Below are 23,456 nucleotides of genomic sequence, written 5' to 3'. Positions count from 1 at the left end.
GAGCTTCAGGCTAGATAGGTGGGAAAGCAATGAGTGAGATGGTACGCCAGGACAACATAGAGCGTTCTCAAGAGATATATCCATTAGTGGCGTTAAAAAACGTCGTTGCCTTTCCCCATAACCGGCATACCCTGGCAATAGCTCGTGAAAAATCAATCCGGGCTATTGAAGAAGCAATGATGCACCCGGATCATTTACTGATTGCCGCTACTCAACGCAGCGTCGATATTGATGATCCACAGCCTAAGGACCTCTATACAATCGCAACCCTTGCGGAAGTCGTGAAGATGCACCGTCAGCAAGATGGTAGCCTGCAAGTGTTGATTCGTGGTATTCAGCGCGTCCAGGTTGACGATTTCCCCGATCTGGAACCCTTTCTCCATGTTGCGGTCACTCCCCTTCAGGAGAAGGGCGCTACTGGCCCGCAGGCCGATGCTTTTGTGCGTCATGCTATCAGTCTCTTTGAACGCTATGCCCAGTTAAGCCGTCGTTTCTCGGTTGATGATATCAACTCGATTGTAGCTCTGAAGACGGTCGGACGGCTGTCCGATACGCTGGCTACGTATATCGTTTCCAATACAGATCAACAACAGGATCTGCTCGAGACGCTCGATCCGCTTGAGCGCCTTGAGAAGATCTGTGTGCTGATCGGAAATGAAATCGAGATTCTGGAACTGGAAACCACCATTCGTAGCCGTGTCCGCTCCCAGGTCGATCGTACGCAAAAAGAGTTCTATTTGCGTGAACAGTTACGCGCTATTCAGGAAGAACTGGGAATGGATACCAACTCCGAGGTTGAGGAGTTGCGCGCCCGACTCAAGGAGAAGAATCTTCCTCCTGAGGCGGCTACAAAGGTTCGTAAAGAAATCGATCGTCTGGAACGACTCTCTCCCCAGTCCGCTGAGGTCGGAGTGATCCGCTCGTATATCGATTGGGTGCTTGCTCTCCCCTGGAATGAGCGTACTCAGGAGTCTTTTGATATCGAGCGCACGCGCCAGATTCTCGATAACGATCACTACGGTCTTGAGCCTATTAAAGAGCGAATCATTGAGTTTCTGGCCGTACGCCAGTTGCGCCAGCGTCTGGCAAGGGAGGGCGGTCTTCCCGCGAACGAAAGCCAGGGGCAGGTACTCTGTTTTATTGGCCCACCAGGCGTTGGTAAAACATCGCTCGGGCAATCAATCGCAAAAGCACTCGGACGCAAATTTGCCCGGATCTCGCTTGGTGGCGTCCATGATGAGGCCGAAATCCGTGGGCATCGACGCACGTATGTTGGAGCGCTTCCAGGCCGCATTATCCAGAGTATGAAGACGGTTGGCGTTCATAACCCGGTCTTCTTACTTGATGAGGTTGATAAACTCTCGGCTGAATACCGGGGTGACCCGAGCGCTGCCCTGCTGGAAGTGCTTGACCCACAGCAGAATAGCACCTTTACTGATCACTACCTTGAGCTTCCGTTCGATCTTTCTGAAGTCTTCTTTATCTGTACCGGGAACATCAAATATCAGATCCCTCGTCCGCTGCTAGACCGCATGGACGTGATCGAGCTACCCGGGTATATGCTGGAAGAGAAGATTCATATCGGACAGCGCTATCTGTTGCCGCGCGTGTTACATGATCATGGACTGAGCGCGGAGCAGTTACGTGTTCCGCAGACGGTGATGCAGCATATCATTACCGATTATACGCGTGAGGCCGGAGTGCGTAATCTTGAGCGCCAGCTTGCCGCTATCTGCCGCAAGGTCGCACGGCGCGTGCTGGAAAAACCGGGTACGCGTGTCCGCCTGACAACCCACAATCTGGAACAATATCTCGGGATGCCGCGTTTTGCTATGACACCTCTTGCTCGCAAGCCACGTGTAGGGGCTGCAATGGGCATGGCTGTCACCGAGAATGGCGGTATTCTCCTGCCTGTTGAAGTTGTGACGATGGTGGGTAAAGGCGATTTGCTGGTAACGGGACAGCTCGGGGATGTCATGCGTGAGTCCGCGATTGCCGCGCTTTCCTATATTCGGACCCGAGCCAAAGAGTTGCAAATTGATCCGAATTTCCAGGACGGCACCGATCTGCATATTCACCTTCCCGAGAATGCTATTCCGAAGGATGGGCCTTCGGCTGGTATCACGATCGCTACCGCGTTGATTTCCGCGCTGACCGGACGCCCTGTTCGGAGCGATATTGCGATGACAGGAGAAATTACGCTGCTTGGCAATGTCCTGGGTATCGGTGGCTTGAAAGAAAAGGTACTGGCTGCTCAACAGGCACAAATCAATCATGTGATTGTTCCTGCTGAGAATAAGAAGGATCTGGCCGAGATCCCTGCTAAGATTCGACAGAAGGTCCAGTTTACGCTGGTCGAGTCGATGGATCAGGTTGTTGATATTGCACTGTTGCCGCCTTCTTCCCTGCAAGAATCTGTCACTGAAAAGGGACAGGCGGAAAGCCCGCTTGCGGCTGCCCGGAAAGAGGAGCGGCTGTCTTCTTTGCGCGAGAACAAATACCGTAAGTCCCAGGAAGATGAGGAGCATGAGGGTTTTATTGTTCCTCCCGAACGTCCCTCGCAGGATATCTATCCTCGGGCAAAGCCAGGCAAACAGGAGCATGATTGATAGAGAATGCTCCCAATAGACTGAAACAAACAACGCTTGCCTCTCCCAATTGGAGAGGCAAGTTTACATAGCGCCATATTCCTGCTTGAGAATCATGGCCCTCGCCCGTTCTATTCTTGAGAGGGATGCTCTCTCGTCTTGGGAGAATAGAAATAGCACTTTTGTGCTAACAGGGAGGTTACTTCAGAGAAGCGTACTCGTGCCATGCTTGCAAGAGAATCCGTCTCTCCTCGCTCGGAGAAAGTGAAGAACCTCATATACAGATGGAAATTCAGAATGTATACTTGATAGCACATATATCTATTTTCCTATGTGCGAATGTTGCGATGTGGAGGCCCGACCTTGCATGAAGCTGGAGAGCAAGAGGAAACCTGCCTATCGCTACCAGGAATTATTCTAGAGTAACCGCAAGAGAGGAAGAGCTTTATGAGCTATTATGACCCAAATCAGCAGCCAAATTCGGGATATGGCGGCTACAATCCCCAGCACCCTGCCGGAGGAGATCCTTATAGTGGTGGTCAGTATGGCAACCCGCAACAGGGAAGCGGCCAGTATGGCGGCCAGTATGGCGCTCCACAACAGGGAAGCGGTCAGTATGGCAACCCGCAACAGGGAAGCGGTCAGTATGGTGGTCAGCAATATGGTCAGCCGCCCTATGGTCAGCAGCCTCCTTATGGTGATCCACAGTATGCGGCCTACCAGCAGCAGAACCCCTACTATCAGCAGCAGGGCTACCAGGCGGGTGGTCCCTCTACGGTGAGTAATCCAAAAGTAGCGGCTGGTTTTTGCTACATCGCCATTGTTGGTCTGATTTTCTTTATCATAGAGAAGCAGAATAAGTTCTTGCGCTTCCATGCGCTCCAGGGCTTGCTCTATGGTGTCATCTGTGGTGTTGTGATTAGCATTATCTCCAATATTATCGGTGTCATTGCCGCGAATAGTATTGGATTGGCTCTGTTTGGAAGCTGTCTCACTGGCTTGCTTGGCCTGGCCTATCTGGGCGGTATCATTTTCCTGGGCATCTCGGCCTATCAGGGAAAGAAGATCAAGCTACCACTGATCGGCGACTGGGTTGAGCGCACTGTCTAAAGCAAGCGAAAAGAAACAGGAGTGTAGCGGTACAAGGCCGCTGCACTCTTTCTTTTTAACCACTGGAGGAAGCGACGAGTAGCGAGAGAGGGTTGGCAGGAAGCGAAGCGTAAAAGGGCTCGCTTCTCGTATCCAGAGCCGAATGGGAGGGAAAAGTAAGCAAGGATGGAGGGAAGCAAGCAGAGAGCAGGTAGCTTGAGAGAGAGAGAAAAGAAGAACCGCCCGTGTGGACAGGTGGAGCGGCAATGTCCTATTTTCCCAGGCAGCTGCCCGCCAAGTATCGTCGGAGCTGAAAGGCTTAACTACCGTGTTCGGGATGGGAACGGGTGGAACCCTTTCGCGATAATCACCGCACCACCTGTACATACAGGCGGCTTTCGTTGACAGGGAGTATAATAGCACGGGTTGGGAAGCCTGTCAATACTTTTTGCAGATTTTTTTTGCCAACGGAGAAAAAGGGGGAAGGAGCGCCTCGCTGAAGCGTTCGTACGGAAAGGAAGTTACGTGTAAAAAGGGTTCGCTTCTTGTATCCAGAGCCGAATGAGCGGGAAAAGTAAGCAAGGATGGAGGGAAGCAAGCAGAGAGCAGGTAGCTTGAGAGAGAGAAAAGAAGAACCGCCCGTGTGGACAGGTGGAGCGGCAATGTCCTATTTTCCCAGGCAGCTGCCCGCCAAGTATCGTCGGAGCTGAAAGGCTTAACTACCGTGTTCGGGATGGGAACGGGTGGAACCCTTTCGCGATAATCACCGCACCACCTGTACATACAGGCGGCTTTTGTTGATAGGGAGTATAATAGCACGGGTTGGGAAGCCTGTCAATACTTTTTGCAGATTTTTTTGGCCAACGAGGAAAAAGGGAGAAGAGGGAAGGGGGGAGATCTTTCTGCGAGGCGCAAGGGAAGTAATCTCACCTGAAAATGAAAGAAGTCGCCGGTAGCGAGAGAGTTGCGAGGGTGCGACAGTGTAAGGGAAAGAGAGAATCACTATGAGCAAGTGCTTTGAGAAGGAGAGTACACGAAGTAGGAAGCGACGAGTAGCGAGAGAGGGTTGGCAGGAAGCGAAGCGTAAAAGGGTTCGCTTCTTGTATCCAGAGCCGAATGAGCGGGAAAAGTAAGCAAGGATGGAGGGAAGCAAGCAGAGAGCAGGTAGCTTGAGAGAGAGAAAAGAAGAACCGCCCGTGTGGACAGGTGGAGCGGCAATGTCCTATTTTCCCAGGCAGCTGCCCGCCAAGTATCGTCGGAGCTGAAAGGCTTAACTACCGTGTTCGGGATGGGAACGGGTGGAACCCTTTCGCGATAATCACCGCACCACCTGTACATACAGGCGGCTTTCGTTGACAGGGAGTATAATAGCATGGGCCGGAAAGTTTGTCAACACTTTTTCGGTGATGTTTTCAAAATGGTTTTGAGTTCTGGCTTGAGAAGGGCAGGAAGCCTTGCAAATACTGTTTTGTGCTGACTACTGAGACAGGAGGAAACCTGATCCTGCATATGAAGAAGAAGTCGAGATTGTACGGACATTGAAAGGAACCTCTCTCTACCGGACGTCGATGCGTTAACACGTCAGGAGCGACCTCAGCGGGCTGTGCGCCTGGTTCAGGAGGTAGGAGACGAAGAGCCTGCTGTCTATCGTGGGTGGATGCTCCGGCCGGAACATTACGGCCTGTTGTATATGGTCTTGCTAGAAAAGGGACTGCGGCTGATCACCTCGCCCGTTGCCTACCGCTTCTGCCATATGCTTCCCGAATATTATCGCTCGATTAAGCCATTGACTCCGGCAACGCTCTGGCTTCCTCCTGATTGTCCTACGGCAGAGATACAGGAGGTGGTCAGTCGCTTTGGTGATACACCGTTAATCATGAAAGATTATGTCAGGTCGCGCAAGCATGAGTGGGATGAGCCTGTTATATTCCCTCTGCCATAGATAGAGTGGCCGTAGAACAGGTCGTACGCCGCTTTCTAGTGCTTCAGGGGGAAAGATCTCTATGGTGGTCTGGTTTTCCGCGAATTTGTCCATTTTGAGCCCGTGAAGCATGGAAGTTCCCTGGCCAGGGAGTACCGCATTTTTTTCTGGAGGAAGCAGCGCTTGTCCGGGCCTACTACTGGAACGAGGAAGTGTATCCAAAGGAAGAGCGGCCACCATTTGCGCTGTTGCGCAAGCCCTGCCGAGCCGCTTTCTGACGATGGATGTTGCGAAGCGCACAGGTGGCACATGGATGATTGTCGAGCTTGGAGACGCATAGATCGCGGAGCTACCGGCCAGAGCCGATAAGATCCGTTTCTATCAAGCTCTGACCGGATGAGCATGTACAACTCTGTTAGTCGGTTTTTGTGGGGCTCGTTTCCCTGTTTGATGGTTTGGTATCTATCTCAATGGCCTCGCCAAGCTTTTGGCGGGTGGTTTGTGACGGGTAGGTCTCGCCATTGAGAAGATGCTGTAATGGGAGGAAGAGCGGTTCCGGGAGCGAGTCCCAGGAGAACCAGCCAATGTCGGACTCTTCTTCTGGCGCGCCAACTTTTAGTTCGCCTGAGACATAGTTTGCGTCGAACCAGACAGTCACATAGTGTTTTTGTTCGGCCTCGAAGACATCATTGGTGATCACGCGAAAAGCGACGTCGTCAATTGTGATACCGGCTTCTTCCTTCGTCTCGCGTTTTGCGCAATCTTCAAAGGACTCGCCGAACTCCTGATGTCCCGCGATTGGTCCCCAGGTTCCAGCGCCATGAACATTGTGGCGCTTATTGAGCAGGACACGACCACCATTTTTCACCAACACGGCGACGCCTGCCAGCACCTTTTTCTCTTGAGATTGTTCTGCCATTGTTTGATGTATCCCCTTTCCTGACTTTTTACCGCTTATAGCTCACACGATTGGTGAAGGGGGAGCGTTGCACTGGTGTATAGATGGGGATGAATATAATGCTCAGAAAAAAGCAGGCGGAAATTGGGGGGTTAACCTATTGCATCTTCCCTCAAAATACGCTACAATAGCATCGGTTCAACAATGCGCGTGTAACTCAGTGGTAGAGTACCCGACTTTTAATCGGGCTGCCGTGGGTTCGAGTCCCACCACGCGCATTTCTTTTTTTATACCGATGTTACGATCGGTCTCCCACCAGACCAACCAAAGGAACGGATCTGGTGCCTTTTTTTCATGTACGGTTTTTGGCTTGTAGAAGTGGTTCGGCTTATGCAAGCGTTGCTGAGAATGAACCGAAGTTCAGGTATACCTTCTCTTCGGTTGAATCGTATAGATAGAGAAAAGGGTTTCGTCATCTTTCTCCCAGGGAAAAAGCGTACCGGTAAACCGGTTCTTGCCTCTACAGCTTGCTACGTTTACCGGGACATGATATAGTACTTCACGTGCAGTTCTCTTGTTGAATGTTGTTACCGTGCCTCAAAAACACGAAACAAAGTGGTTAGGGGTGCGTTTGCACTAGGAGGCGGTGAGTGTGTGACGGGTTTTACCCGTTGACTGCACCGATTGGATGTGACAAAACGGATACTTGTTGTTGACGACAGAAACGAACTGCTTCATCTCATGCGTCGGGTACTGGAAGATGAGCAGTACCAGGTTTCCATCTTGCAAGAGGGTAAGGATGCTTTTTCACGGGTCAAGAATCAGTTGCCTGACCTCTTGATTCTGGACCTCAAGCTCGGTGATATTTCCGGGCAGGATGTGCTCAAGCAAGTGAAAAGCGACCCTGTAACGGCTGATATCCCGGTGATTGTTTATACTGCCGCGGTACTGGAAGCCGATGAAGTGGCAAGCCTCATTGAGAGCGACCCTCAACGCTTTGGCAATGTCTATCTGCTCCGGAAACCTTTTGAGTTGCAGGTTCTTCTGGATAAGGTTGAGGAATTGCTAGAGTAACAACCACGAACCTGCTTGAAGCACAAACGAGCATGTTTCAGAGGGGGCTTCACCCGCTTTCATGGATGGTCTACGACGAGAAAGATAGCTATCAGCCATGTGAAGGGGGAGGAAGTCTATACTTCTATCTCATCTCCGCCATTGAGGATGAGGGGTACAGTAGTCCCGAAAGGCTCCTGTACATGGAATGCAATAAGAAAAACGGTCATTGATCCTGAGAAAATGTCTGTACGGCGCCCTTCTGTGCTATTCTTGTAGCAGTATTCATTTTTGAGAGCGGCCTGATCCGTTTCCGAGGTGTGGGGCAGAGAAATGCTAACCATGAGCCAGGAAAGAGGGATGAGGTCCTGCGCTCATATCTCTTACAGCTATTGAAAAAGACGTGGTGCAGCAGTTCTGTGAGACTGCGAAGGATTTGTATCAGATTCGCCAATCAATGCAGAGCGTTTTATGAAGGGCTGCCGTAGAGGCAGGGAAAGGAAGGAACGAGAGAATGAAGTTCATCTGGGGTTTGCTCGTAGGCCTGGGCCTCGGTTTTGTTCTAGGCTTGCTCTTTGCTCCTCAATCCGGCGAGGAGACCCGCGCACAGTTAAGCGAGCAAGGAGTGCTTTTGCGTTCGGGCGGCTTTAGCGATGAGATTCGGGCCCGCGCTCAAGAAGCTCTGGCACAGGGTCGAGAACTGTATTCTCGCACCAAGAACGAACTCTCTGATCGTTATACGCGTGCTCGTTCCGGTGAGCTCTAGGGAGAAAGCAGCTACGACCTCAGGAGAGCGCTCTAGCAGCACTCTCCTGAGGTAATTTTTGTCAGTTATTCTTCTCGTAAAGCTTGATAAGCTGATCAACCTTATTGCCGATCTCGTGCCAGATGTGATGCTGATAGTCCAGCATGCGGGACTGGTTCAGATCGAATTCGCGGTTTGAGGCATCGCGCTGTGCATTGGCCGCGAATTGCTGAGAAAGCGCCCGCGTCTTGTCTCCACGCCCGTGGAGGTAGTTAGATAATTCCTGTAAATCCTGGAGCAGGGCTCGAAATTTTTCGTCTGTTGTTGCCATATCTATTCATCCTTATGAAGTAGCGCGATCTGTTTGCTCTGGCGGATGAATCTGTAATGCATCGGCGAAGCGATTAAAAAAGTTAAATGCCCCGATGACGCTGGTCAGTTCGACCAGTTCTCCATCATCGAAATGCGCCTGTAATTCATCCCACAAAGCCTCATCCACATCGCGTGCACTGGTTGTAACAATCTCCGCATATCGGAGCGCTATCAACTCTCGTTCGCTGAACAGGTGATGATAGCGGTCGATATGGTAAAGAGCGTCCAGAAGCTCTTCAGAAACGCCTAACTGCTTTGCCAAAGCAGTATGAGCCGCCATTCAATAGGAACAATGGTTGACCTGAGAAACTCGAATTGCCAGCAACTCTTTCAGGCGTGGCTCCACTGTCCCAGAACGCATGGCCGCCTCAACAAGCTGTAAGGCTGGCTGCATGATTTCTGGACGGTGCGCCATAACGCGAAAGAGTGTCTCCATTGTCTGGCTTCCGGCTTGCTCGGATATGGTCAGCTCTATATCTTCTCGGGGTGGTATACGTGACATCACTTTTTGCCTTTCTTCTGCAATGATAGATCCACCTCTCCAACGCTCTTCACCCTCTCTTATTCTATGAGAGCATCAGAAGGTTATGCAAGCGGTATCCCGTTTGACACATATCCTGACAACAGCCTAAAATGAAAGCAGCCTTATACTTCAAGGAGTCAAAGTTCCGTGAAACAATCACTGAGTACGCAAGAAGCACAACGCGTTGCTTCTACACATATTGGTGTGGTTGGCGGCGGGCAACTGGGGCTGATGCTCGGCGAAGCCGCTCAGCAGATGGGGTTCCCCGGGCTGGTGGTGCTGGACCCCACACCGCAGAGTCCTGCTTCTGCTGTCGCTGAACAGCTCGTCGGAAGCTTGAAAGATCCGGTTGCTTTGCAGCAGTTGGCTGCACGTGTCGACATCCTCACTTATGAGATCGAACATATCAATACGGAGGCGCTGAGCGCTCTTCAGAAACAAGGGCATACGCTCTATCCTGCTCCCTCGCTCCTGGCGATTATTCAGAACAAGTATCGCCAGAAAGAGTTTCTCTCACAGCGTGGTATCCCTGTCGCTCCCTTTCTTTCCATTGATACCCCCGCCGATCTGGAAATCGCTATCGAGCGTTGGGGCTTTCCGCTGGTTCTAAAAGCGAAGAAAGACGCATATGACGGACGGGGCAACGCGCGAATCAATAGTCGGGATGATATTGAAGCGGCGTTCCAAAAACTGGGTGATCGCGAGCTCTATGTAGAACAATGTCTCGATCTGGAAAAGGAACTCGGGGTGATGGTAGCTCGTAACGTTCAGGGTGAGATTGCAACCCATCCCGTCGTTGAGATGATTCATGCCCGTGATATTTGCCAGATTGTTCTTGCTCCCGCTCCCATTGATCCCGCCTTCCAGCAGGAAGTTCAGGAAATTGCCCGCCGAACGATCGCTGATCTGGAAGGCGTGGGTATTTTTGGCATTGAATTTTTCCTGGACAAACAGGGCAAGATCTGGCTGAATGAGATCGCTCCTCGTCCCCATAATCTGGGCCATTATACCATTGAGGCTTGCGAAACATCCCAGTTTGAGCAACACCTTCGTGCGGTGACTGATCTCTCGTTGGGTTCTACAGCCATGCGCTATCCCGCTGCTGTGATGATCAATATTCTGGGAGAGCGCAACGGGCCGGCGGATCCCCGATGGAGCAAGCCATATGATGCCGAGCGCGTCTTTGTGCATCTCTATGGCAAGCGCGAGACCAAGATAGACCGGAAAATGGGACATATTACGGTTGTCGGCAATAATCTGCAAGATGTATATGAACAGGCAAAGGAGGCGAGGGCTGCGCTCTCGATATAAAGACGATATGTCACATGAGGTGATTCGTTCTACGGCGCTCAATGAAGAACACGGCGTTCTGGTTTCGGCTGAAGGGGTGGGTTCTGCCGCACGTGGCGAGCCTCGCGTCCTGGTGACGATGGGGAGTGACTCCGATCTTCCGCTGATGATGAAGGCGGTGGATACACTCCGGTTTGAGTTTGGCATCCCCTGTTTGGTGCAGATCAATTCGGTGCATCGCGATCTGCGCTCGATGGTGCGCCATATCGAGAACCTGCCTCCTTCGGTTCAGGTGGTGATTGCCTGTGCGGGTGGGGCAGCTCATCTGCCCGGCAATATCGCCGATCTGCGTGCGGATCTTCCGGTGATTGGCGTTCCGCGTGATCTGGGAGCGCTAAAGGGTGTCGATGCGCTGCTTTCGATGGTGCAGATGCCCGAAGGGGCTCCAGTGGCCGTCATGGCGATTGGCGATGCCGGAGCGGTCAATGCTGCCATTCATGCCGCGAAGGAACTGGCGATCGCTGATCCAGCAATTAAAGAACGCTTACAGGCTTATGCCGAGAAACGAAAGGCAAAAGTCCAGCGCCAGAATCAGGGTCTTGAGCAGAAGCTACAGGGCTTCTCCGATTGATAACACAGAGACAAAACAGCAAAGAGCTGCCTCGGAGCGTATCCGAGGCAGCTCTTTTTCATCTTTGCTTAGTGCAGTGGACCTGTTTTTTCAGGCTCCCTGGGCTTCGCGCCATTTGCATGAGCCACAGCCACCGCGGGCTTTCTGTTGAGCCGATCTTTGACGCCCTCGACCATCACATAGAGCGTCGGCACGATTAACAGGGTCAGAATCGTGGAGGTTGTCAGGCCGCCGATAACGACGATTGCTAGCGGGCGAGAGAGCACACCCCCCTCGCTGCTCAGGCCAAGCGCCATTGGCACCAGAGCCAGAATGGTTGCAATCGCGGTCATCAGAATCGGGCGCAGGCGCTCCGTGCCGCCCTTGATAACGGCTTCCTGAGCGCTCATACCCTGAGCACGATACTGATTTACCCGGTCTATCAGCACGATAGCGTTCGTGACCACAATACCAATCAGCATCAACATACCAATCAGTGACGTGATATCAAGCGTCGTGTTTGTTGCCAGCATTAACAGGAGCGAACCTGTAGCTGCGAATGGGATCGAGACCAGTAGCACCAGTGGCTGTACCAGACTATGGAAGGTCGCGACCATAATCAGGTAAACAATCAGGACTGCGATGAGCATTGCGATACCCATGTTCCTGAATGACTCGTTCTGCTGCTGGGTGACACCACCAATGCTATAGGTTGTACCTGCCGGCAGATCAAGCTTTTTCAGGCTCTCGGAGAGCTCGCTGTTCACCGCTGCCAGGTTGTCGCCTGCCACGTCGGCGCTGATGGTTGCGGTACGTGAACCGCCATCGTGGCGAAGCTGAGCGGGACCATTTTGCTGGGCCACGGTGGCAACGTCGCTCAACTTCACCGCCTGTCCCGTCTTGGTAGGCAGGATCGTGTTCTTGAGCTCATTCAGGCTTTTGGCTGGAGTGCCCAGTTTCAGGTACACATCCTGCTGTGTGTTATTCAGCGTAACCTTTGTGACGCTGGTTCCTGTGTAGATCGCACGCAGGTATTGTCCGACCTGAGCAGGTGTCAGGCCATACATGCTGGCCTTTTGTGGGTCAACATGCACGTCGATCAGAGGCGCGGAGGCGGCCAGATCGCTCTTCACGTTTTTCAGGTTCCTGGTTTTTGAGACGGTATCCAGGACCTGCTGTGCGGCCTTTTCCAGCGTCTTGTTATCGGACGACTGTACCAGCACTTTGATAGTATTGGTGCTGGCGCTCATGCTGCTTTCGGAGACTGTGATTTTTCCAGCATTGTTCAGCTTCTTGACCTGGTTCTGCACATCCTGTTGAACATCTTTTGTTGTGGCCGAGGTTTCGGTTGTGACGACAATACTGGCTGAAACGCCACCGCCGCCCCCTGTCAGAAAGCCCATACTATTGCTTCCTGAGCTGATCGTTGCTTGATAATTCTTAATACCTTTGGTGCGGGCCAGAATATCTTCGACCTGCTTCACCTCCTGGCTGGCCTTGTTCAGGTCCGTTCCTGAGGGGAATTCCTGCTGTACCATAAAGGTGTGCTGATCGCCCATATCAAAGAAATTGATCTTCAGAAATGTAGCGGAGAAGAGCGAACCAACCAGGATCACGATAGCCGCGAGAATGGTGATAATGCGGTGTTTGGTCACCCAGGCAATCAAGGGTGTATAGCCTTTTTCCAGGAAAGTCGGCTTCTCATGGGCTGCTTCTGCCTTCGCGGCCTGTTTCGCACTCGGGGCCTTCAGGAACCAGTACGCCAGAACCGGGATAATGGTCAGGGCGACAACCAGCGAGGCCAGCAGCGCGATGGTGACGGTCAACGCGAATGGGCGGAAGAGGACGCCTACCATTCCATTGACAAAGCCCAATGGAAGGAAGACGGCAACGGTTGTCAATGTTGACGCTGTGATTGCTCCTGCCACCTCGCGGACGCCATCCAGAACGGCCTGTTGTTTGTTTGCGCCGCGATGCAGGTGGCGATAGATATTCTCAAGCACAACGATGGAGTCGTCAACGACGCGTCCGATCGCGATGGTCAGACCACCCAGCGTTAGCATATTCAGCGTGTAGTTGCCTGCCCAGAGGCCAATCAGCGCGACCACAACCGAAAGCGGGATCGAGACCGCCGTAACCAGGGTTGAGCGGATCGAGAACAGGAAGACCAGAATGACCAGGATCGCGAAGCCTGCGCCTATGAGGCCCTCACGGACCAGCCCTTCAATCGATTGCTCGATGTATGGCGTCTGATCGGAAGTAACAGTAAAGTGAGCATTGTTGCCAAGCTTTTTCTCAAGGTCGCTCAGTCGATCCTGAACGGCGTGCGAGATGGCAACCGTATTACCCGCATTCGATTTTGTGATTGAGATACCGATGCTTGGCTTGCCATTGGTATGGGTGATACTGGTTGACGGCTCCAGTTCCTGCTTGACGGTCGCGACATCGCTCAGCTTTACCGGGGTTGGCGCCGTTTGCATCTGTGTCCCTGTCATGCCCGGAATGCTTTCCTGACCGGGGATACCGGTTGTCGGGGGCATCTGAGCAGCGCGCACGCCAACAATGATGTTCTTGATATCATTGATTGATGTGAATGTATTGCCAACGCGCACCGGGAGAGATTTTCCACTGGCATCCAGGCTTCCAGCGGGCAGGGTCAGGTTATTTGCCTGTAACGCGCCCTGGATCTGTTCCTGAGAAATGCCGGTCGCGGCAAGTTTTTTCATATCCAGGGTAATGGTAACAACCTGCTCGCGAATGCCGGTTATTTCGACCCGTGCGACATCTGGAATGCTCTGGAGTTCGGGAACAACCTTCTGCTTGAGGTCAAGCGCGAGTTGCTGCGAATCCTGCGATGAAGAGACGGACAGGTAAATTACTGGCAGGTCCGAGATGTTGAACGATTGCAGGCTTGGCTTTACATCCTCTGGCAGTTGTGATTGTATCTGATTGATACGGTCATTCAACTGCTGGCGAGCCTGAGAAAGATCGGTGCCGAAATCATAGTTCGCGGTCACAACTGAGACACTCTCACTGGATGTTGAGGTCAGTGAGGTGATCCCAGGAGCCCCTTTCAGGGTGCGTTCGATCGGCTCAGTCACGTCTTTCTCCACGATTTCAGGTGAGGCACCGACATAGGTGGAAACGATCGTGATGGCCGGGAAGTCCAGCGACGGGAATAATTCCTGTTTCAATTGAGGAATAAGAAAGCCACCAACAAGCAAGATCGCAATGGTGGCGAGCGCGACTAGCCCTCTGTTCGCCAGACTGAGTCGTGAGAAAACAGACATACAAAAGCTCCTCTATCGCCTTCCTCTACACATAGAAAGTATGATGGGATGAATGGTCCTCGTCTTTGAGGGAGAGATTTGTGTGTTGGAGCGGTCTTTTTTACCGATTGTTTGCATGATGAAAAGAATGTCTCTTTGAGAGAGACACTGTATTGCGTATCAGATACAATTTCGGGTTACTGCCCTCCTACCGAGCGTTGTGCAAGCTCGGTTAAAGGTTCCTGCCCCTGAAGGACCATCAGGACGCAAGTGTTGTTTTTCAACTTCGTTGACTCAGCAGTCATATACTCTTCATAACCAATAGTGGATAATGCATGAGATGGCTTCAGTATACGGACTGATGGAGGAAGTGAAACGGGTCTCTAGATCTATTTTTGGGTGCTGAAAGTCGTGCTTGAGAATAGGATGTATCGGGGAAGAGAGGAAACATACTGGCATGAGCGTCTGAGCCGTCCCCTCGACTCGCTGCATTATCTCTGATATAATGAAGCCAGACTGCATAGAACACTAGTTTCACCGGTGGAGAATTCAATGGATGACCGCCTTGTATCACCACATCTAACCGACGATGAACAATTTATTGAAGGCAGTTTGCGACCCCGCCACCTGGAAGAATATATCGGGCAGGAGAAGATTAAAGAGAATCTCAATATCCTGCTCGAAGCGGCGCGGCGTCGTAATGAGCCCGTGGACCATATCCTGTTGTATGGGCCTCCGGGACTGGGAAAAACAACGCTCTGTAATATCATTGCCGCCGAAATGGGGGTGAATCTGCGCACCACATCCGGGCCCGCGATTGAGCATGCTGGTGATCTGGCCTCAATCCTGACCTCGTTACAGCCCGGGGAGGTGCTCTTTATTGACGAGATTCACCGCCTGGCGCGTGCCGTGGAAGAGCGGCTGTATTCAGCAATGGAAGATTTCGCTATAGACGTGGTGATAGGCAAGGGCCCCGGAGCCAGATCGTTGCGTCTCTCGTTGCCTCGCTTCACGGTTGTTGGCGCAACGACACGTGTTGGCTCGCTGACTGCTCCCTTGCGCGATCGCTTTGGAGCTATCTACCGCCTTGAGTATTACGACGCGGAGGCATTAAAACAGATCCTCCTTCGTTCTGCCAGTATCCTGAAAGTTCCCGCCGAAGAGGACGGCATCAGCGAGATTGCCCGGCGTGCTCGCGGAACTCCTCGTATTGTCAATCGCTTGCTTAAGCGTGTACGCGACTATGCACAGGTGAAAGCGAACGGGACCATTACGAAAGAAGTGGCCCAGAAGGCGCTGGATGCTCTGGAGGTAGATGAACTGGGGCTTGATCAGACCGACCGCAATATGCTGCTGACGATTATCAAGAAATTTAACGGTGGTCCTGTCGGCCTGGATACGCTGGCGGCCAGTACCAGTGAAGATGCTGAGACGATCGAGGACGTCTATGAGCCCTATTTGTTGCAGCTGGGCTTTATTGCTCGGACTCCTCGTGGTCGTGTCGCGATGCGTGCAGCCTATGAGCATCTGAAAATTCATCCGCCGGAAACAGAGGGGCGATCGACACTGTGGACAACAACCTAGACTTGAAAATCAGCGATTTTGATTATGACCTTCCGCCAGAGCTAATCGCACAAACACCTGTCGAGCCGCGGGACTCCTCGCGCCTCCTGGTAGTGAATCGCGAAACCCGGGCTCTGGCGCATCGACATTTCCGGGATATCGGCGAATTTCTACGGCCCGGTGATCTGCTGATCGCCAATCAGAGCCGTGTTATCCCGGCCCGTCTGCTTGGCAAGCGTGCCGAAACCGGTGGCGCTGTCGAGATCCTGCTGCTGACCGAGCGCCCGGACCGGGGTCGAGATGTGTGGGAAGCTCTGGTACGTCCTGGACGCCGCTTGCGTGAGGGCGCACGTGTCCTTTTTGAGGATGAAAAGCAGACCACCCGCCTGGAAGCCGAGATTCTGGAACGCACAGAGACCGGTGGCCGGATCGTGCGTCTCTTTATCCCGAACCAGACCGAGCTACAAAGCGATGATCCCTATCGCCTGCTCGATGTCAAACAGGCGATTGAGGCGCTTGGTCATATGCCACTTCCTCCCTATATTCATGAGACGCTCCAGGACCCGGAGCGCTATCAGACCGTTTATGCTCGAATTCGCGGGTCTGCCGCTGCTCCTACAGCCGGGTTGCACTTCACGCCACAACTGCTTGAGCGCTTGCAGGCGCAGGGGGTCCGCGTTGGCTTTGTGACGCTCCATGTCGGCCTGGATACATTCCGTCCAGTCGAGACCGAGAGTGTCAAAGATCATAAGATGCACAGCGAAGAAATTGACCTCGATGAGGCGACCGCTGCGTTGATCAACGAGACGCAGAAAGCCGGTGGACGTGTTGTCGCGGTTGGCACAACGTCTGTTCGCGTGCTTGAAAGCGTGGCGGCGGTCGGCGATGGAAAAATCGTCCCGTATCATGGGCATACCAACCTTTTTATCACGCCGGGCTACCGCTTCAAAGCCGTGGACGCGATGATTACGAACTTCCACCTGCCTCGCTCAACCCTCCTGCTCTTAATCAGCGCGTTTATGGGTAAAGACCTGATGGAGACCGTCTATCAGGAAGCGATCCAGGAGCGCTATCGCTTCTTCAGTTTTGGCGATGCGATGCTGATTCTCTAGAGCTTCTACGGCTCAAAACCTGCTTTCTAGGGCGCGGAGTACGTAGCCCCCTGGCGATTGTAATAATCCCAGACAATAATGGTTGCGCTATCCCGCCCTTTCTCCTTATGAACTCGCTTGAGCGCATGCTGAACCAGCGCGCTGAGATTCGTTTCGCGTACCTCTTGCCTGTCGGTAAAGGCCTGATAGAGCCGAAAAGGGTTATCATAGGGCCGTGAGCCATATTCCAGCAGGCCATCAGTCACCAGCAGGATACGGTTCCAGCCAAACCGCAGCTCTTTAATGCCTGAGGAAAAACAGGGGACAGGAAGCTCAAACGTGTTGGTTCGGCCTACCCATTCAAAAAAACTTCGCTGATTCAGGGGAATCTGTCCCATATAGGCCAGTTCAGGATGGAGCAGGTAAAGCACACAGTCCCCGATATTCAACCACCAGAGAAAGCGATCTTTGCGGGCACAGAAAAGACATGAGGCTTCGCCGATAACCTCTCGACAGCGCTTGAGAAATGCCGGTGAACCAAGCAGCGTGACAATATGCTGTTGGAGTGAGAAAAAAGCGGTTGAGATCGGTTGCGTTAATGCTTCTACAATGGCCGGTTGAATGCTTTCGATGGCATCAAGGAGCAGATCGGCGCTTTGTGGTGTGTAGTGGGCATCAACAATCAGAGCAAACTCCCAGTTCTGCTCTTTGTCGCACCAGACCAGAGCTCCATCTTCGTTCTTCTGTGCTCCTGCTTTTGTGTTGCCGCCATAGCAGCCGACGACGACCTGTTCACAGGTTGAAATAGCTGGCGTATCCAGATATAACTTTGCGCTGCCAGACCAGCGGTATGTTGCGAGCGATGATTGCGAGGATGCACTGTTCAACGAGCTGACTCCTTCATCATTGTTATCATTTCGTGTGCAACCACCATACTATCAGATGATGGTTGATGCAAGCCCCCCGTCTCTCTTTCCCATTGTGCTGGTGCATAACTCTCTCTGCTGTATGGCATCACGCTTCTGATCAGGCGGTTCGTTCGCCTGGTACTGAAGAGGGGCAGAGATGGTGTGTCACTTATAGGACGAAACATCTCTGCCTCGGTAACCTATCAATCAGGCGGCTGCTCTTTGCCGTCTCTCTTCCTTTCCACGTACCAGAGAAGTAAAGACACCGATTGCCGCGATCACTGCACAGACGATAAAGGCAATCTGGAAGCTGTGTGTAAAGATATGTTGCTGCTCTGCTTGCTGTGTTGCTGTCAGTTGTTGCACTTGAAGCATATGACCGGCGGCAGCGCCTCCCAGTGTCGCAAAAATGGCCCCTGAGAGAGCAACGCTGATACTTTGCCCCATCGTGCGTGCGGTGGCAAGGAAGCCGGAAGCGATTCCCTGGCGGTTGGAGGGAGCTGAACCCATCAGGGCGCTGCTATTAGGGGATTGGAAGAGCGCCTGCCCAAAGCCGGTCAGCATCAAGCGCCAGATGATGTCTGGAATAGAGCTCTTCTCGTTTAACTGCCCTATACAGATCAGACCGATACAGGCGATTGCCAGACCACCCGCAGCCAGCCAGCGAGTCCCGATTTTATCGGCCAGAGCGCCACTGAAAGGCGCAACACATGCGATTGTGATCGGCAACGGAGTTAGCAGAAGACCGGCGTTCTGCGTCGGGATGCCACGCAGTTCCTCAAGGTAGAAGGGGAGCATGAAGCTTACCACAAAGAGCGCCATTGAACTGAGAATCAGGCTGATATTAGCCGAGAAAAAGACACGATTACGGAATAGAGAAAAATCGATGATCGGATTCGCAACGCGGGTCTCGACCAGCGGCAGGGCAAGCAGGGCGATGGCCGCAAGCACAAAAATGGAGATCAGCACTGGCGAACTCCATCCGATATCCTGCCCGAAAGAGAGACCTCCGGTTAGCGATGCCATCCCTACAGCCAGCAGGATTGCCCCGAGCGGATCAAACTTGCTCTCTTTGCGTGGTGTCGTCTCTTTCAAAATACGCAGGGTTGCCAGAAGACCGAGGATACCAATTGGTAGATTGATAAAGAAGATCCAACGCCAGGTCCAGTACGCTGTAATAAAGCCGCCGAGCGTCGGGCCAATGCTGACGCCGAGCGAGACCGTAATGGCGTTCAAGCCGAGCGCCCGCCCCCGTTCTTGTGGCGGAAAGGCGCCCGTGAGAAGAGCGGGACCAACGGCCATCACGAGTGAGCCGCCAAAGCCTTGCAGGATACGGGCTGCAATCAGGAAGCCAAGCGAGGGCGCGAGACCACAGAGAGCTGAACCACCTGTAAAGATAATCAGGCCTGCCAGCCAGACTGTTTTGCGTCCAAACATGTCGGCAAGTCGCCCGGCAGTCAGGAGGATAGCGGTTGCTGCGACCAGATACGCGATAATTACCCACTGGATTGCGCCATTCATCGGTACATGGAAATTTTCCGCTATTTTAGGTAGGCTGATGTTGACGATTGAGGAGTCAAGCGTTGCCATAAAGACGCCGACGGAATTAATGATGAGGACGGCCCATTTGTTAGGGGGGGTCTCGGGTTGCCTGGAAAGTGATTCGATGGTTGTTTCCAGAGTGTTCTGTTTCTGCGTCATACCTCTTTCCTTTTAATGTATGTATATGTATGCGTATATGGATAGACCAATAACTCTCCATATATTACACCCGCTGTCAGCTTTTCGTAACCGGAGGCGCTTGCTCAGGCGCTTACTGCCGGATAAAGAAGTATGCGCTCAGGCCGAGGCCAATACAGATCACAAAAATACGAACATACTTTGGATCAATTTTGCGGGCATAATAAGCTCCGGCGTAGCCTCCGATGATCGAGCCAAGAATCATCAGCAGCGCTTGCGGCCAGACGACGGCTCCCCGGAGAATGAAGAGCACAACTGCGGCTCCATTGATAATGATAGTCAGAACCGTCTTGATACCATTCATTTCGTGGATGTTGTCCATACCCATCAGCGAGAGGGTCGCTAACATCATAATGCCGATGCCGCCGCCGAAAAAGCCACCATAGATCGAAATAAGCAACTGGGCAAAAGCAACGAGTACCAGAGCGGCGATTCCATGCTTTTGGACGCCAGTCGACTCTGTCTGCGTCTCCTCTCTCCGTTTGCGCAGCAGGCGTGTGAGCGGGGGGCTAACCGCGAAGAGCAGTGTTGCCAGCAACAACAGATAAGGAACCAGTTGGGTAAAGGTGGCCTGTGAAGTGCCCAGAAGAAGCTGAGCGCCTAGAATGCCTCCAATGAGACTGGATCCCGGCAATAACAGCAAGGCGACCAGCGACTGTTTTTTGAGTTCGCGTCGATAGGCGCTCGCGCTTGCAATGGAGGCGGGCCAGAGCGCAACTGTGTTTGTGGCGTTGGCTTGAATAGGAGGAATCCCGGTAAAAATCAGGGCTGGAAAACAGAAGAAGCTCCCTCCCCCTGCAACCGCGTTCAAAGTGCCTCCCATAACCGCCGCCAGAAAAAGGACAAGCGCATCAAGAAAGGTCATGCAGAAACCTCTTTCTGGTTAGAGCTACTCACTTTACTCTCATTTTGAGTATATCACTATTTTGTGGCGCTTGTTGAATGTGGCGAAACAGAAGAAAGAGCCTCCCGAGAGGGAGGCCCCTGGGCTGCTTATCTGAATAAGAGGAAGAGGACAATAATCAGGACGATCAGAAGCAGCGTGCCAAAGATAAAGTAGTAGACTTTGCGGTCAAGTCTCGCTCGTTTGGGGGCAAGCTGCCGTCTCAGACGCTCCTGCTCTTCAGCGGCGCGTTGCTTCTTGAGGTCCAGCTTGCGCTTACGTTTTTCGCGCATTTTCTCAAGGCGGTTCTCTTCAGCTGCTGGACCGGCCCCGATCTTTTCCATACGGCGGCGCATTTCGCGGTTATAGCTCGCCAGTTGCTGTTCTTGCGGATTGTTGGATGTGGGCATCTGCTTGGGCTGTGTTGACCGTGCTCCGGGAACCGCGCTCCCACCAATTTGTGGGCGCGTTCCCTTTTGCCGTTTCTTGCCGGTTGTGGCTTTGTTGGGTGTATTCTGGTTTGCCATGATTCATCTATCTCCCTAGATTGCGTTCGGTACGTCGCAGAAGAATGTTTCTACTGGAAAATGCTGTTTGAGAAGTTCCCCCAGGGCCTGGATACCGATCTTCTCCGAATTATAATGGCCTGCGGCGATAAAATTCACACCTTCTTCGCGGGCGTAGGATTCGGTCGGCTCGCCTACCTCGCCTGTCAGAAAGGTATCGCAGCCGCGAGCAATTGCCTCAAGCAGATAGCCCTCGCCGCCGCCAGTGATAACGCCCAACCGACGAATAGTTTGCGGGCCATAGGCGTAGACAAGCGGTTTCGCACCAGCAATGGCGGCGACTTGCTCGATCAGGTCACGACGGGTGATGCGCCTGGGGGCAGTGCCGATGGCCCCAATCATCTTCCCGCGTGCATTCCCGATTGTGATGCCCTCTACCTCAAAACCAAGCTCACGAAGCCAGAGGACGTTGTTGCCAATTTCAGGGTGTGCATCCAGGGGAAGGTGGTAGCCAAGCAAGGTGATATCGTTATCAAAGAGAAGCTTCAGCCTGCCCTTCATCATTGCCCCGATTTCCCGCGGCATATTTTCCCAGAAGAGGCCGTGATGCACGATAAGCATATCTGCCTCACCGGCTACCGCCTGGCGAAAACATTCAAGGTTTGCGCTGACGCCGAGCGCGACGCGTTGCACCGACGTGCGACCAATTACCTGCATACCATTTGGACAGTAATCACGGAACGCATCTATATTTAAATAGTTGTTGATAAATTGTACGATGTCATCTCGCAACACATTCATTTCTCTCTCCCGGCACAAATATTCCTCTGGACAAACCCTGCTTGCTGTTCTCTGGTTTGAGAGGGGGGAAGAGCACCCCAGGCGGGTGCTCTTCTACTCTTTGTTGACTTGTTCCTGTTGCTCGCTGGCAACATAGGCCCTGGCTATTCTGGCGGCTTCCTCTTTGTCGTCAGGAGCGAGTTGACCATCAATGACCAGACTCAGTAAATGCTCCTTAATTGGACGAAGCCAGGGACCGGGGCCACGCTTGAAGAGAGCCATCAGTTCATTACCGTCAAGAGGGCTTTTCAGTGGCACCCGCTCGGCCTCTTCTTTGAGTTGCTGACAGCGTTCGCCAAGTTCAGCGACTCGCGCGGCTGCTTTCGCAACTTTGTCGACGCGATAGCTAGTGATATCGGCCCGGGAAAGATCTAAGAGATCGGGCAGATCGTCACCAGCATCGAGCATCAAGCGGCGAACCGCTCCATCTGTCCAATCAGAAGTATAGGCATTGGCTCGCATATGTAGACGCACGATCCGTGAAACGCTGTCGATAAAGTCCCGGTCAAAGTGCAGGCGCTTGAGAATCTCCCGAGCCATATGGGCCCCCAGATCCTCGTGACCGTAGAAATGAACCTTATTATCTTCAACCGTTTTGGTCCGGGGTTTCGCAATATCGTGGAGTAATGCGCTCCATCGGGTGACGAGGCGTGGAGAAGAACGCTCTACAACGCGCACAACATGGGCGAAGACATCCTTAGAAGCCGGTACGCGGGTTTGCTGCTGCTGGCTAACTCCACGCAGTTCCAGCACCTCGGGTATGATGTACTCCATCAATCCTGATTCCACCAGCAGTTCAATCCCCTTCGCGGGATGCGTTGAGAGCAGAAGCTTGTTCATCTCGTCTCGAACGCGTTCACGGCTGATTTTTTGCAGTTTAGAGGCCTGCCGTTTAATGGAGTGCCAGGTTTCCGGTTCAATGCTGAAGTTGAGCTGCGCGGCGAAGCGCACCGCACGCAACAGGCGGAGCGGGTCTTCATCGAAGCGTTTGTCGGGTTCGTTGCCAACGGCTCGCAAAATATGATCCTCTAGATCGCGTCTGCCATTAAAGGGATCGATGATATGTCCATTCAGAGGGTCGCAAGCCAGTGCGTTAATGGTAAAGTCGCGGCGTAGCAGGTCATCTTCCAGACTTGTGCCAAAACACACTTCGGGCTTACGCGATTCTGGATTGTAGCGTTCACTACGGAAGGTCGTAATCTCTATAATGCTGATGTGCTCGCCGCTGCCATAGTGAAGGCGTACGGTGCCAAAGCGCTCACCAACCAGGATCACCGCGCTTGGATTGGTCGGTTGTACCAGGCGCTTGATCTCCTCGGGGCGGGCATCGGTAGCCAGATCGGCATCAGCGGACTTTCCGCGATGAAGCAAGACATCGCGAACCGTTCCTCCTACCATATAGAGTTGTTTTTGCTGAGCACGGAAATCTTGCGCCAGCCTGATGATGATATCTAGCATGCTAAAAATCTACAGAAAAGTGCTGAGTGTTTTTTTGTTCGTGTGTGCCTGATCCTTCTTCAGACAGACTCTGACGGGGCGGCAATCTATCCCATTGGATCCGGGGAAG

Annotated in this window: 21 protein-coding genes, 1 tRNA gene and 3 rRNA genes; 11 read left to right on the top strand and 14 right to left on the bottom strand. The window is 52.7% G+C overall.

What is annotated here, in order from left to right; genetic code table 11:
- Positions 1–29: 29 nt before the first annotated feature.
- Together lon and KTH_RS22215 are read left to right on the top strand one after the other, a co-directional pair.
- A complete protein-coding gene (gene lon, locus KTH_RS22220) occupies positions 30–2,609 on the top strand; it encodes an endopeptidase La (protein ID WP_497621132.1) in 2,580 nt (859 codons plus the stop codon).
- 426 nt (positions 2,610–3,035) lie between these two features.
- Positions 3,036–3,698, top strand: coding sequence for a DUF4870 domain-containing protein (locus KTH_RS22215; RefSeq protein ID WP_111326537.1), 663 nt, complete (start codon positions 3,036–3,038; stop codon positions 3,696–3,698).
- A gap of 237 nt (positions 3,699–3,935) precedes the next feature.
- Here the strand turns inward: KTH_RS22215 and rrf (KTH_RS22210) are convergent.
- The 3 genes from rrf (KTH_RS22210) to rrf (KTH_RS22200) all read right to left on the bottom strand — a co-directional run bounded on the left by rrf (KTH_RS22210) (position 3,936) and on the right by rrf (KTH_RS22200) (position 5,003).
- A 5S ribosomal RNA gene (rrf, locus tag KTH_RS22210) occupies positions 3,936–4,052 on the bottom strand.
- Between the two features lie 279 nt (positions 4,053–4,331).
- Positions 4,332–4,448 (bottom strand): 5S ribosomal RNA (rrf, locus tag KTH_RS22205).
- 438 nt (positions 4,449–4,886) lie between these two features.
- Positions 4,887–5,003, bottom strand: a 5S ribosomal RNA gene (gene rrf / locus KTH_RS22200).
- A 277-nt stretch (positions 5,004–5,280) separates the two neighbouring features.
- Between rrf (KTH_RS22200) and KTH_RS22195 the strand changes: the two genes are divergently transcribed.
- Positions 5,281–5,619, top strand: coding sequence for a hypothetical protein (locus KTH_RS22195; protein WP_497621130.1), 339 nt, complete (start codon positions 5,281–5,283; stop codon positions 5,617–5,619).
- Between the two features lie 109 nt (positions 5,620–5,728).
- Complete coding sequence (locus KTH_RS22190; protein WP_497621128.1) at positions 5,729–5,938, top strand: ATP-grasp domain-containing protein; 210 nt, start codon at positions 5,729–5,731, stop codon at positions 5,936–5,938.
- A gap of 75 nt (positions 5,939–6,013) precedes the next feature.
- Here the strand turns inward: KTH_RS22190 and KTH_RS22185 are convergent, their stop codons facing one another.
- Positions 6,014–6,517, bottom strand: a complete 504-nt coding sequence (locus KTH_RS22185; RefSeq protein WP_497621126.1) for a nucleotide triphosphate diphosphatase NUDT15 — start codon at positions 6,515–6,517, stop codon at positions 6,014–6,016.
- Between the two features lie 185 nt (positions 6,518–6,702).
- Here KTH_RS22185 and KTH_RS22180 point away from each other — a divergent pair.
- From KTH_RS22180 to KTH_RS22170, 3 genes are all read left to right on the top strand, one after another.
- Positions 6,703–6,774 (top strand) — tRNA-Lys (locus tag KTH_RS22180).
- 412 nt (positions 6,775–7,186) lie between these two features.
- On the top strand, positions 7,187–7,570 hold the full coding sequence (locus KTH_RS22175) for a response regulator (RefSeq protein ID WP_137686140.1): 384 nt from the start codon (positions 7,187–7,189) through the stop codon (positions 7,568–7,570).
- Between the two features lie 493 nt (positions 7,571–8,063).
- On the top strand, positions 8,064–8,315 hold the full coding sequence (locus KTH_RS22170) for a YtxH domain-containing protein (protein ID WP_111325005.1): 252 nt from the start codon (positions 8,064–8,066) through the stop codon (positions 8,313–8,315).
- 61 nt (positions 8,316–8,376) lie between these two features.
- Here KTH_RS22170 and KTH_RS22165 read toward each other — a convergent pair whose 3' ends face one another.
- From KTH_RS22165 to KTH_RS22155, 3 genes are read right to left on the bottom strand one after another with little or no spacing between them, the layout of a single operon-like run.
- Positions 8,377–8,625, bottom strand: a complete 249-nt coding sequence (locus KTH_RS22165) for a hypothetical protein (RefSeq protein WP_111325004.1) — start codon at positions 8,623–8,625, stop codon at positions 8,377–8,379.
- Between the two features lie 12 nt (positions 8,626–8,637).
- Positions 8,638–8,928: a carboxymuconolactone decarboxylase family protein gene (locus KTH_RS22160; RefSeq protein WP_137686139.1), complete on the bottom strand. Its 291-nt coding sequence runs from the start codon at positions 8,926–8,928 to the stop codon at positions 8,638–8,640.
- Positions 8,929–8,946: 18 nt separating this feature from the next.
- On the bottom strand, positions 8,947–9,168 hold the full coding sequence (locus KTH_RS22155) for a carboxymuconolactone decarboxylase family protein (protein WP_111325002.1): 222 nt from the start codon (positions 9,166–9,168) through the stop codon (positions 8,947–8,949).
- Between the two features lie 168 nt (positions 9,169–9,336).
- Here KTH_RS22155 and KTH_RS22150 point away from each other — a divergent pair, with 168 nt between their 5' ends.
- Positions 9,337–10,500, top strand: coding sequence for a 5-(carboxyamino)imidazole ribonucleotide synthase (locus KTH_RS22150; RefSeq protein ID WP_497621122.1), 1,164 nt, complete (start codon positions 9,337–9,339; stop codon positions 10,498–10,500).
- A 7-nt stretch (positions 10,501–10,507) separates the two neighbouring features.
- Positions 10,508–11,110, top strand: coding sequence for a 5-(carboxyamino)imidazole ribonucleotide mutase (locus tag KTH_RS22145; RefSeq protein ID WP_111325001.1), 603 nt, complete (start codon positions 10,508–10,510; stop codon positions 11,108–11,110).
- A gap of 68 nt (positions 11,111–11,178) precedes the next feature.
- Here the strand turns inward: KTH_RS22145 and KTH_RS22140 are convergent, their stop codons facing one another.
- Positions 11,179–14,379, bottom strand: coding sequence for an efflux RND transporter permease subunit (locus KTH_RS22140; protein WP_497621120.1), 3,201 nt, complete (start codon positions 14,377–14,379; stop codon positions 11,179–11,181).
- 531 nt (positions 14,380–14,910) lie between these two features.
- On the opposite strand from KTH_RS22140, the gene ruvB reads away from it, so the two are divergent.
- Both ruvB and queA read left to right on the top strand, forming a co-directional pair.
- Positions 14,911–15,942: a Holliday junction branch migration DNA helicase RuvB gene (gene ruvB / locus KTH_RS22135; protein ID WP_111324999.1), complete on the top strand. Its 1,032-nt coding sequence runs from the start codon at positions 14,911–14,913 to the stop codon at positions 15,940–15,942.
- Between the two features lie 2 nt (positions 15,943–15,944).
- Positions 15,945–17,033, top strand: coding sequence for a tRNA preQ1(34) S-adenosylmethionine ribosyltransferase-isomerase QueA (gene queA / locus KTH_RS22130; RefSeq protein WP_111325014.1), 1,089 nt, complete (start codon positions 15,945–15,947; stop codon positions 17,031–17,033).
- Between the two features lie 26 nt (positions 17,034–17,059).
- On the opposite strand, the gene KTH_RS22125 is transcribed toward queA, so the two are convergent.
- The 6 genes from KTH_RS22125 to KTH_RS22100 form a co-directional block, all read right to left on the bottom strand.
- The gene (locus KTH_RS22125; protein ID WP_111324998.1) at positions 17,060–17,899 is read right to left on the bottom strand and encodes a PP2C family serine/threonine-protein phosphatase; all 840 of its coding nucleotides are present in this window, start codon (positions 17,897–17,899) and stop codon (positions 17,060–17,062) included.
- Between the two features lie 228 nt (positions 17,900–18,127).
- A complete protein-coding gene (locus KTH_RS22120; RefSeq protein ID WP_497621117.1) occupies positions 18,128–19,621 on the bottom strand; it encodes an MFS transporter in 1,494 nt (497 codons plus the stop codon).
- A gap of 112 nt (positions 19,622–19,733) precedes the next feature.
- Complete coding sequence (locus KTH_RS22115; RefSeq protein ID WP_497621115.1) at positions 19,734–20,525, bottom strand: sulfite exporter TauE/SafE family protein; 792 nt, start codon at positions 20,523–20,525, stop codon at positions 19,734–19,736.
- Between the two features lie 128 nt (positions 20,526–20,653).
- Positions 20,654–21,070, bottom strand: coding sequence for a hypothetical protein (locus KTH_RS22110; RefSeq protein ID WP_497621113.1), 417 nt, complete (start codon positions 21,068–21,070; stop codon positions 20,654–20,656).
- 15 nt (positions 21,071–21,085) lie between these two features.
- The gene (locus KTH_RS22105) at positions 21,086–21,850 is read right to left on the bottom strand and encodes a Nif3-like dinuclear metal center hexameric protein (protein ID WP_111324994.1); all 765 of its coding nucleotides are present in this window, start codon (positions 21,848–21,850) and stop codon (positions 21,086–21,088) included.
- Positions 21,851–21,943: 93 nt separating this feature from the next.
- Positions 21,944–23,347, bottom strand: a complete 1,404-nt coding sequence (locus tag KTH_RS22100) for a CCA tRNA nucleotidyltransferase (protein ID WP_497621112.1) — start codon at positions 23,345–23,347, stop codon at positions 21,944–21,946.
- Positions 23,348–23,456: the final 109 nt, after the last annotated feature.

It is taken from the genome of Thermosporothrix sp. COM3 (genome assembly GCF_059696735.1).
This window is presented reverse-complemented; position numbering and strand designations above follow the sequence as displayed.

Bases quoted from the DNA above. Each gene is read 5' to 3' on its own strand.
- lon (WP_497621132.1), top strand. From the start codon at position 30: ATGAGTGAGATGGTACGCCAGGACAACATAGAGCGTTCTCAAGAGATA.
- KTH_RS22215 (WP_111326537.1), top strand. From the start codon at position 3,036: ATGAGCTATTATGACCCAAATCAGCAGCCAAATTCGGGATATGGCGGC.
- KTH_RS22190 (WP_497621128.1), top strand. From the start codon at position 5,729: ATGGAAGTTCCCTGGCCAGGGAGTACCGCATTTTTTTCTGGAGGAAGC.
- KTH_RS22185 (WP_497621126.1), bottom strand. From the start codon at position 6,517: ATGGCAGAACAATCTCAAGAGAAAAAGGTGCTGGCAGGCGTCGCCGTG.
- KTH_RS22170 (WP_111325005.1), top strand. From the start codon at position 8,064: ATGAAGTTCATCTGGGGTTTGCTCGTAGGCCTGGGCCTCGGTTTTGTT.
- KTH_RS22165 (WP_111325004.1), bottom strand. From the start codon at position 8,625: ATGGCAACAACAGACGAAAAATTTCGAGCCCTGCTCCAGGATTTACAG.
- KTH_RS22155 (WP_111325002.1), bottom strand. From the start codon at position 9,168: ATGTCACGTATACCACCCCGAGAAGATATAGAGCTGACCATATCCGAG.
- KTH_RS22145 (WP_111325001.1), top strand. From the start codon at position 10,508: ATGTCACATGAGGTGATTCGTTCTACGGCGCTCAATGAAGAACACGGC.
- KTH_RS22140 (WP_497621120.1), bottom strand. From the start codon at position 14,379: ATGTCTGTTTTCTCACGACTCAGTCTGGCGAACAGAGGGCTAGTCGCG.
- ruvB (WP_111324999.1), top strand. From the start codon at position 14,911: ATGGATGACCGCCTTGTATCACCACATCTAACCGACGATGAACAATTT.
- KTH_RS22120 (WP_497621117.1), bottom strand. From the start codon at position 19,621: ATGACGCAGAAACAGAACACTCTGGAAACAACCATCGAATCACTTTCC.
- KTH_RS22115 (WP_497621115.1), bottom strand. From the start codon at position 20,525: ATGACCTTTCTTGATGCGCTTGTCCTTTTTCTGGCGGCGGTTATGGGA.
- KTH_RS22110 (WP_497621113.1), bottom strand. From the start codon at position 21,070: ATGGCAAACCAGAATACACCCAACAAAGCCACAACCGGCAAGAAACGG.
- KTH_RS22105 (WP_111324994.1), bottom strand. From the start codon at position 21,850: ATGAATGTGTTGCGAGATGACATCGTACAATTTATCAACAACTATTTA.
- KTH_RS22100 (WP_497621112.1), bottom strand. From the start codon at position 23,347: ATGCTAGATATCATCATCAGGCTGGCGCAAGATTTCCGTGCTCAGCAA.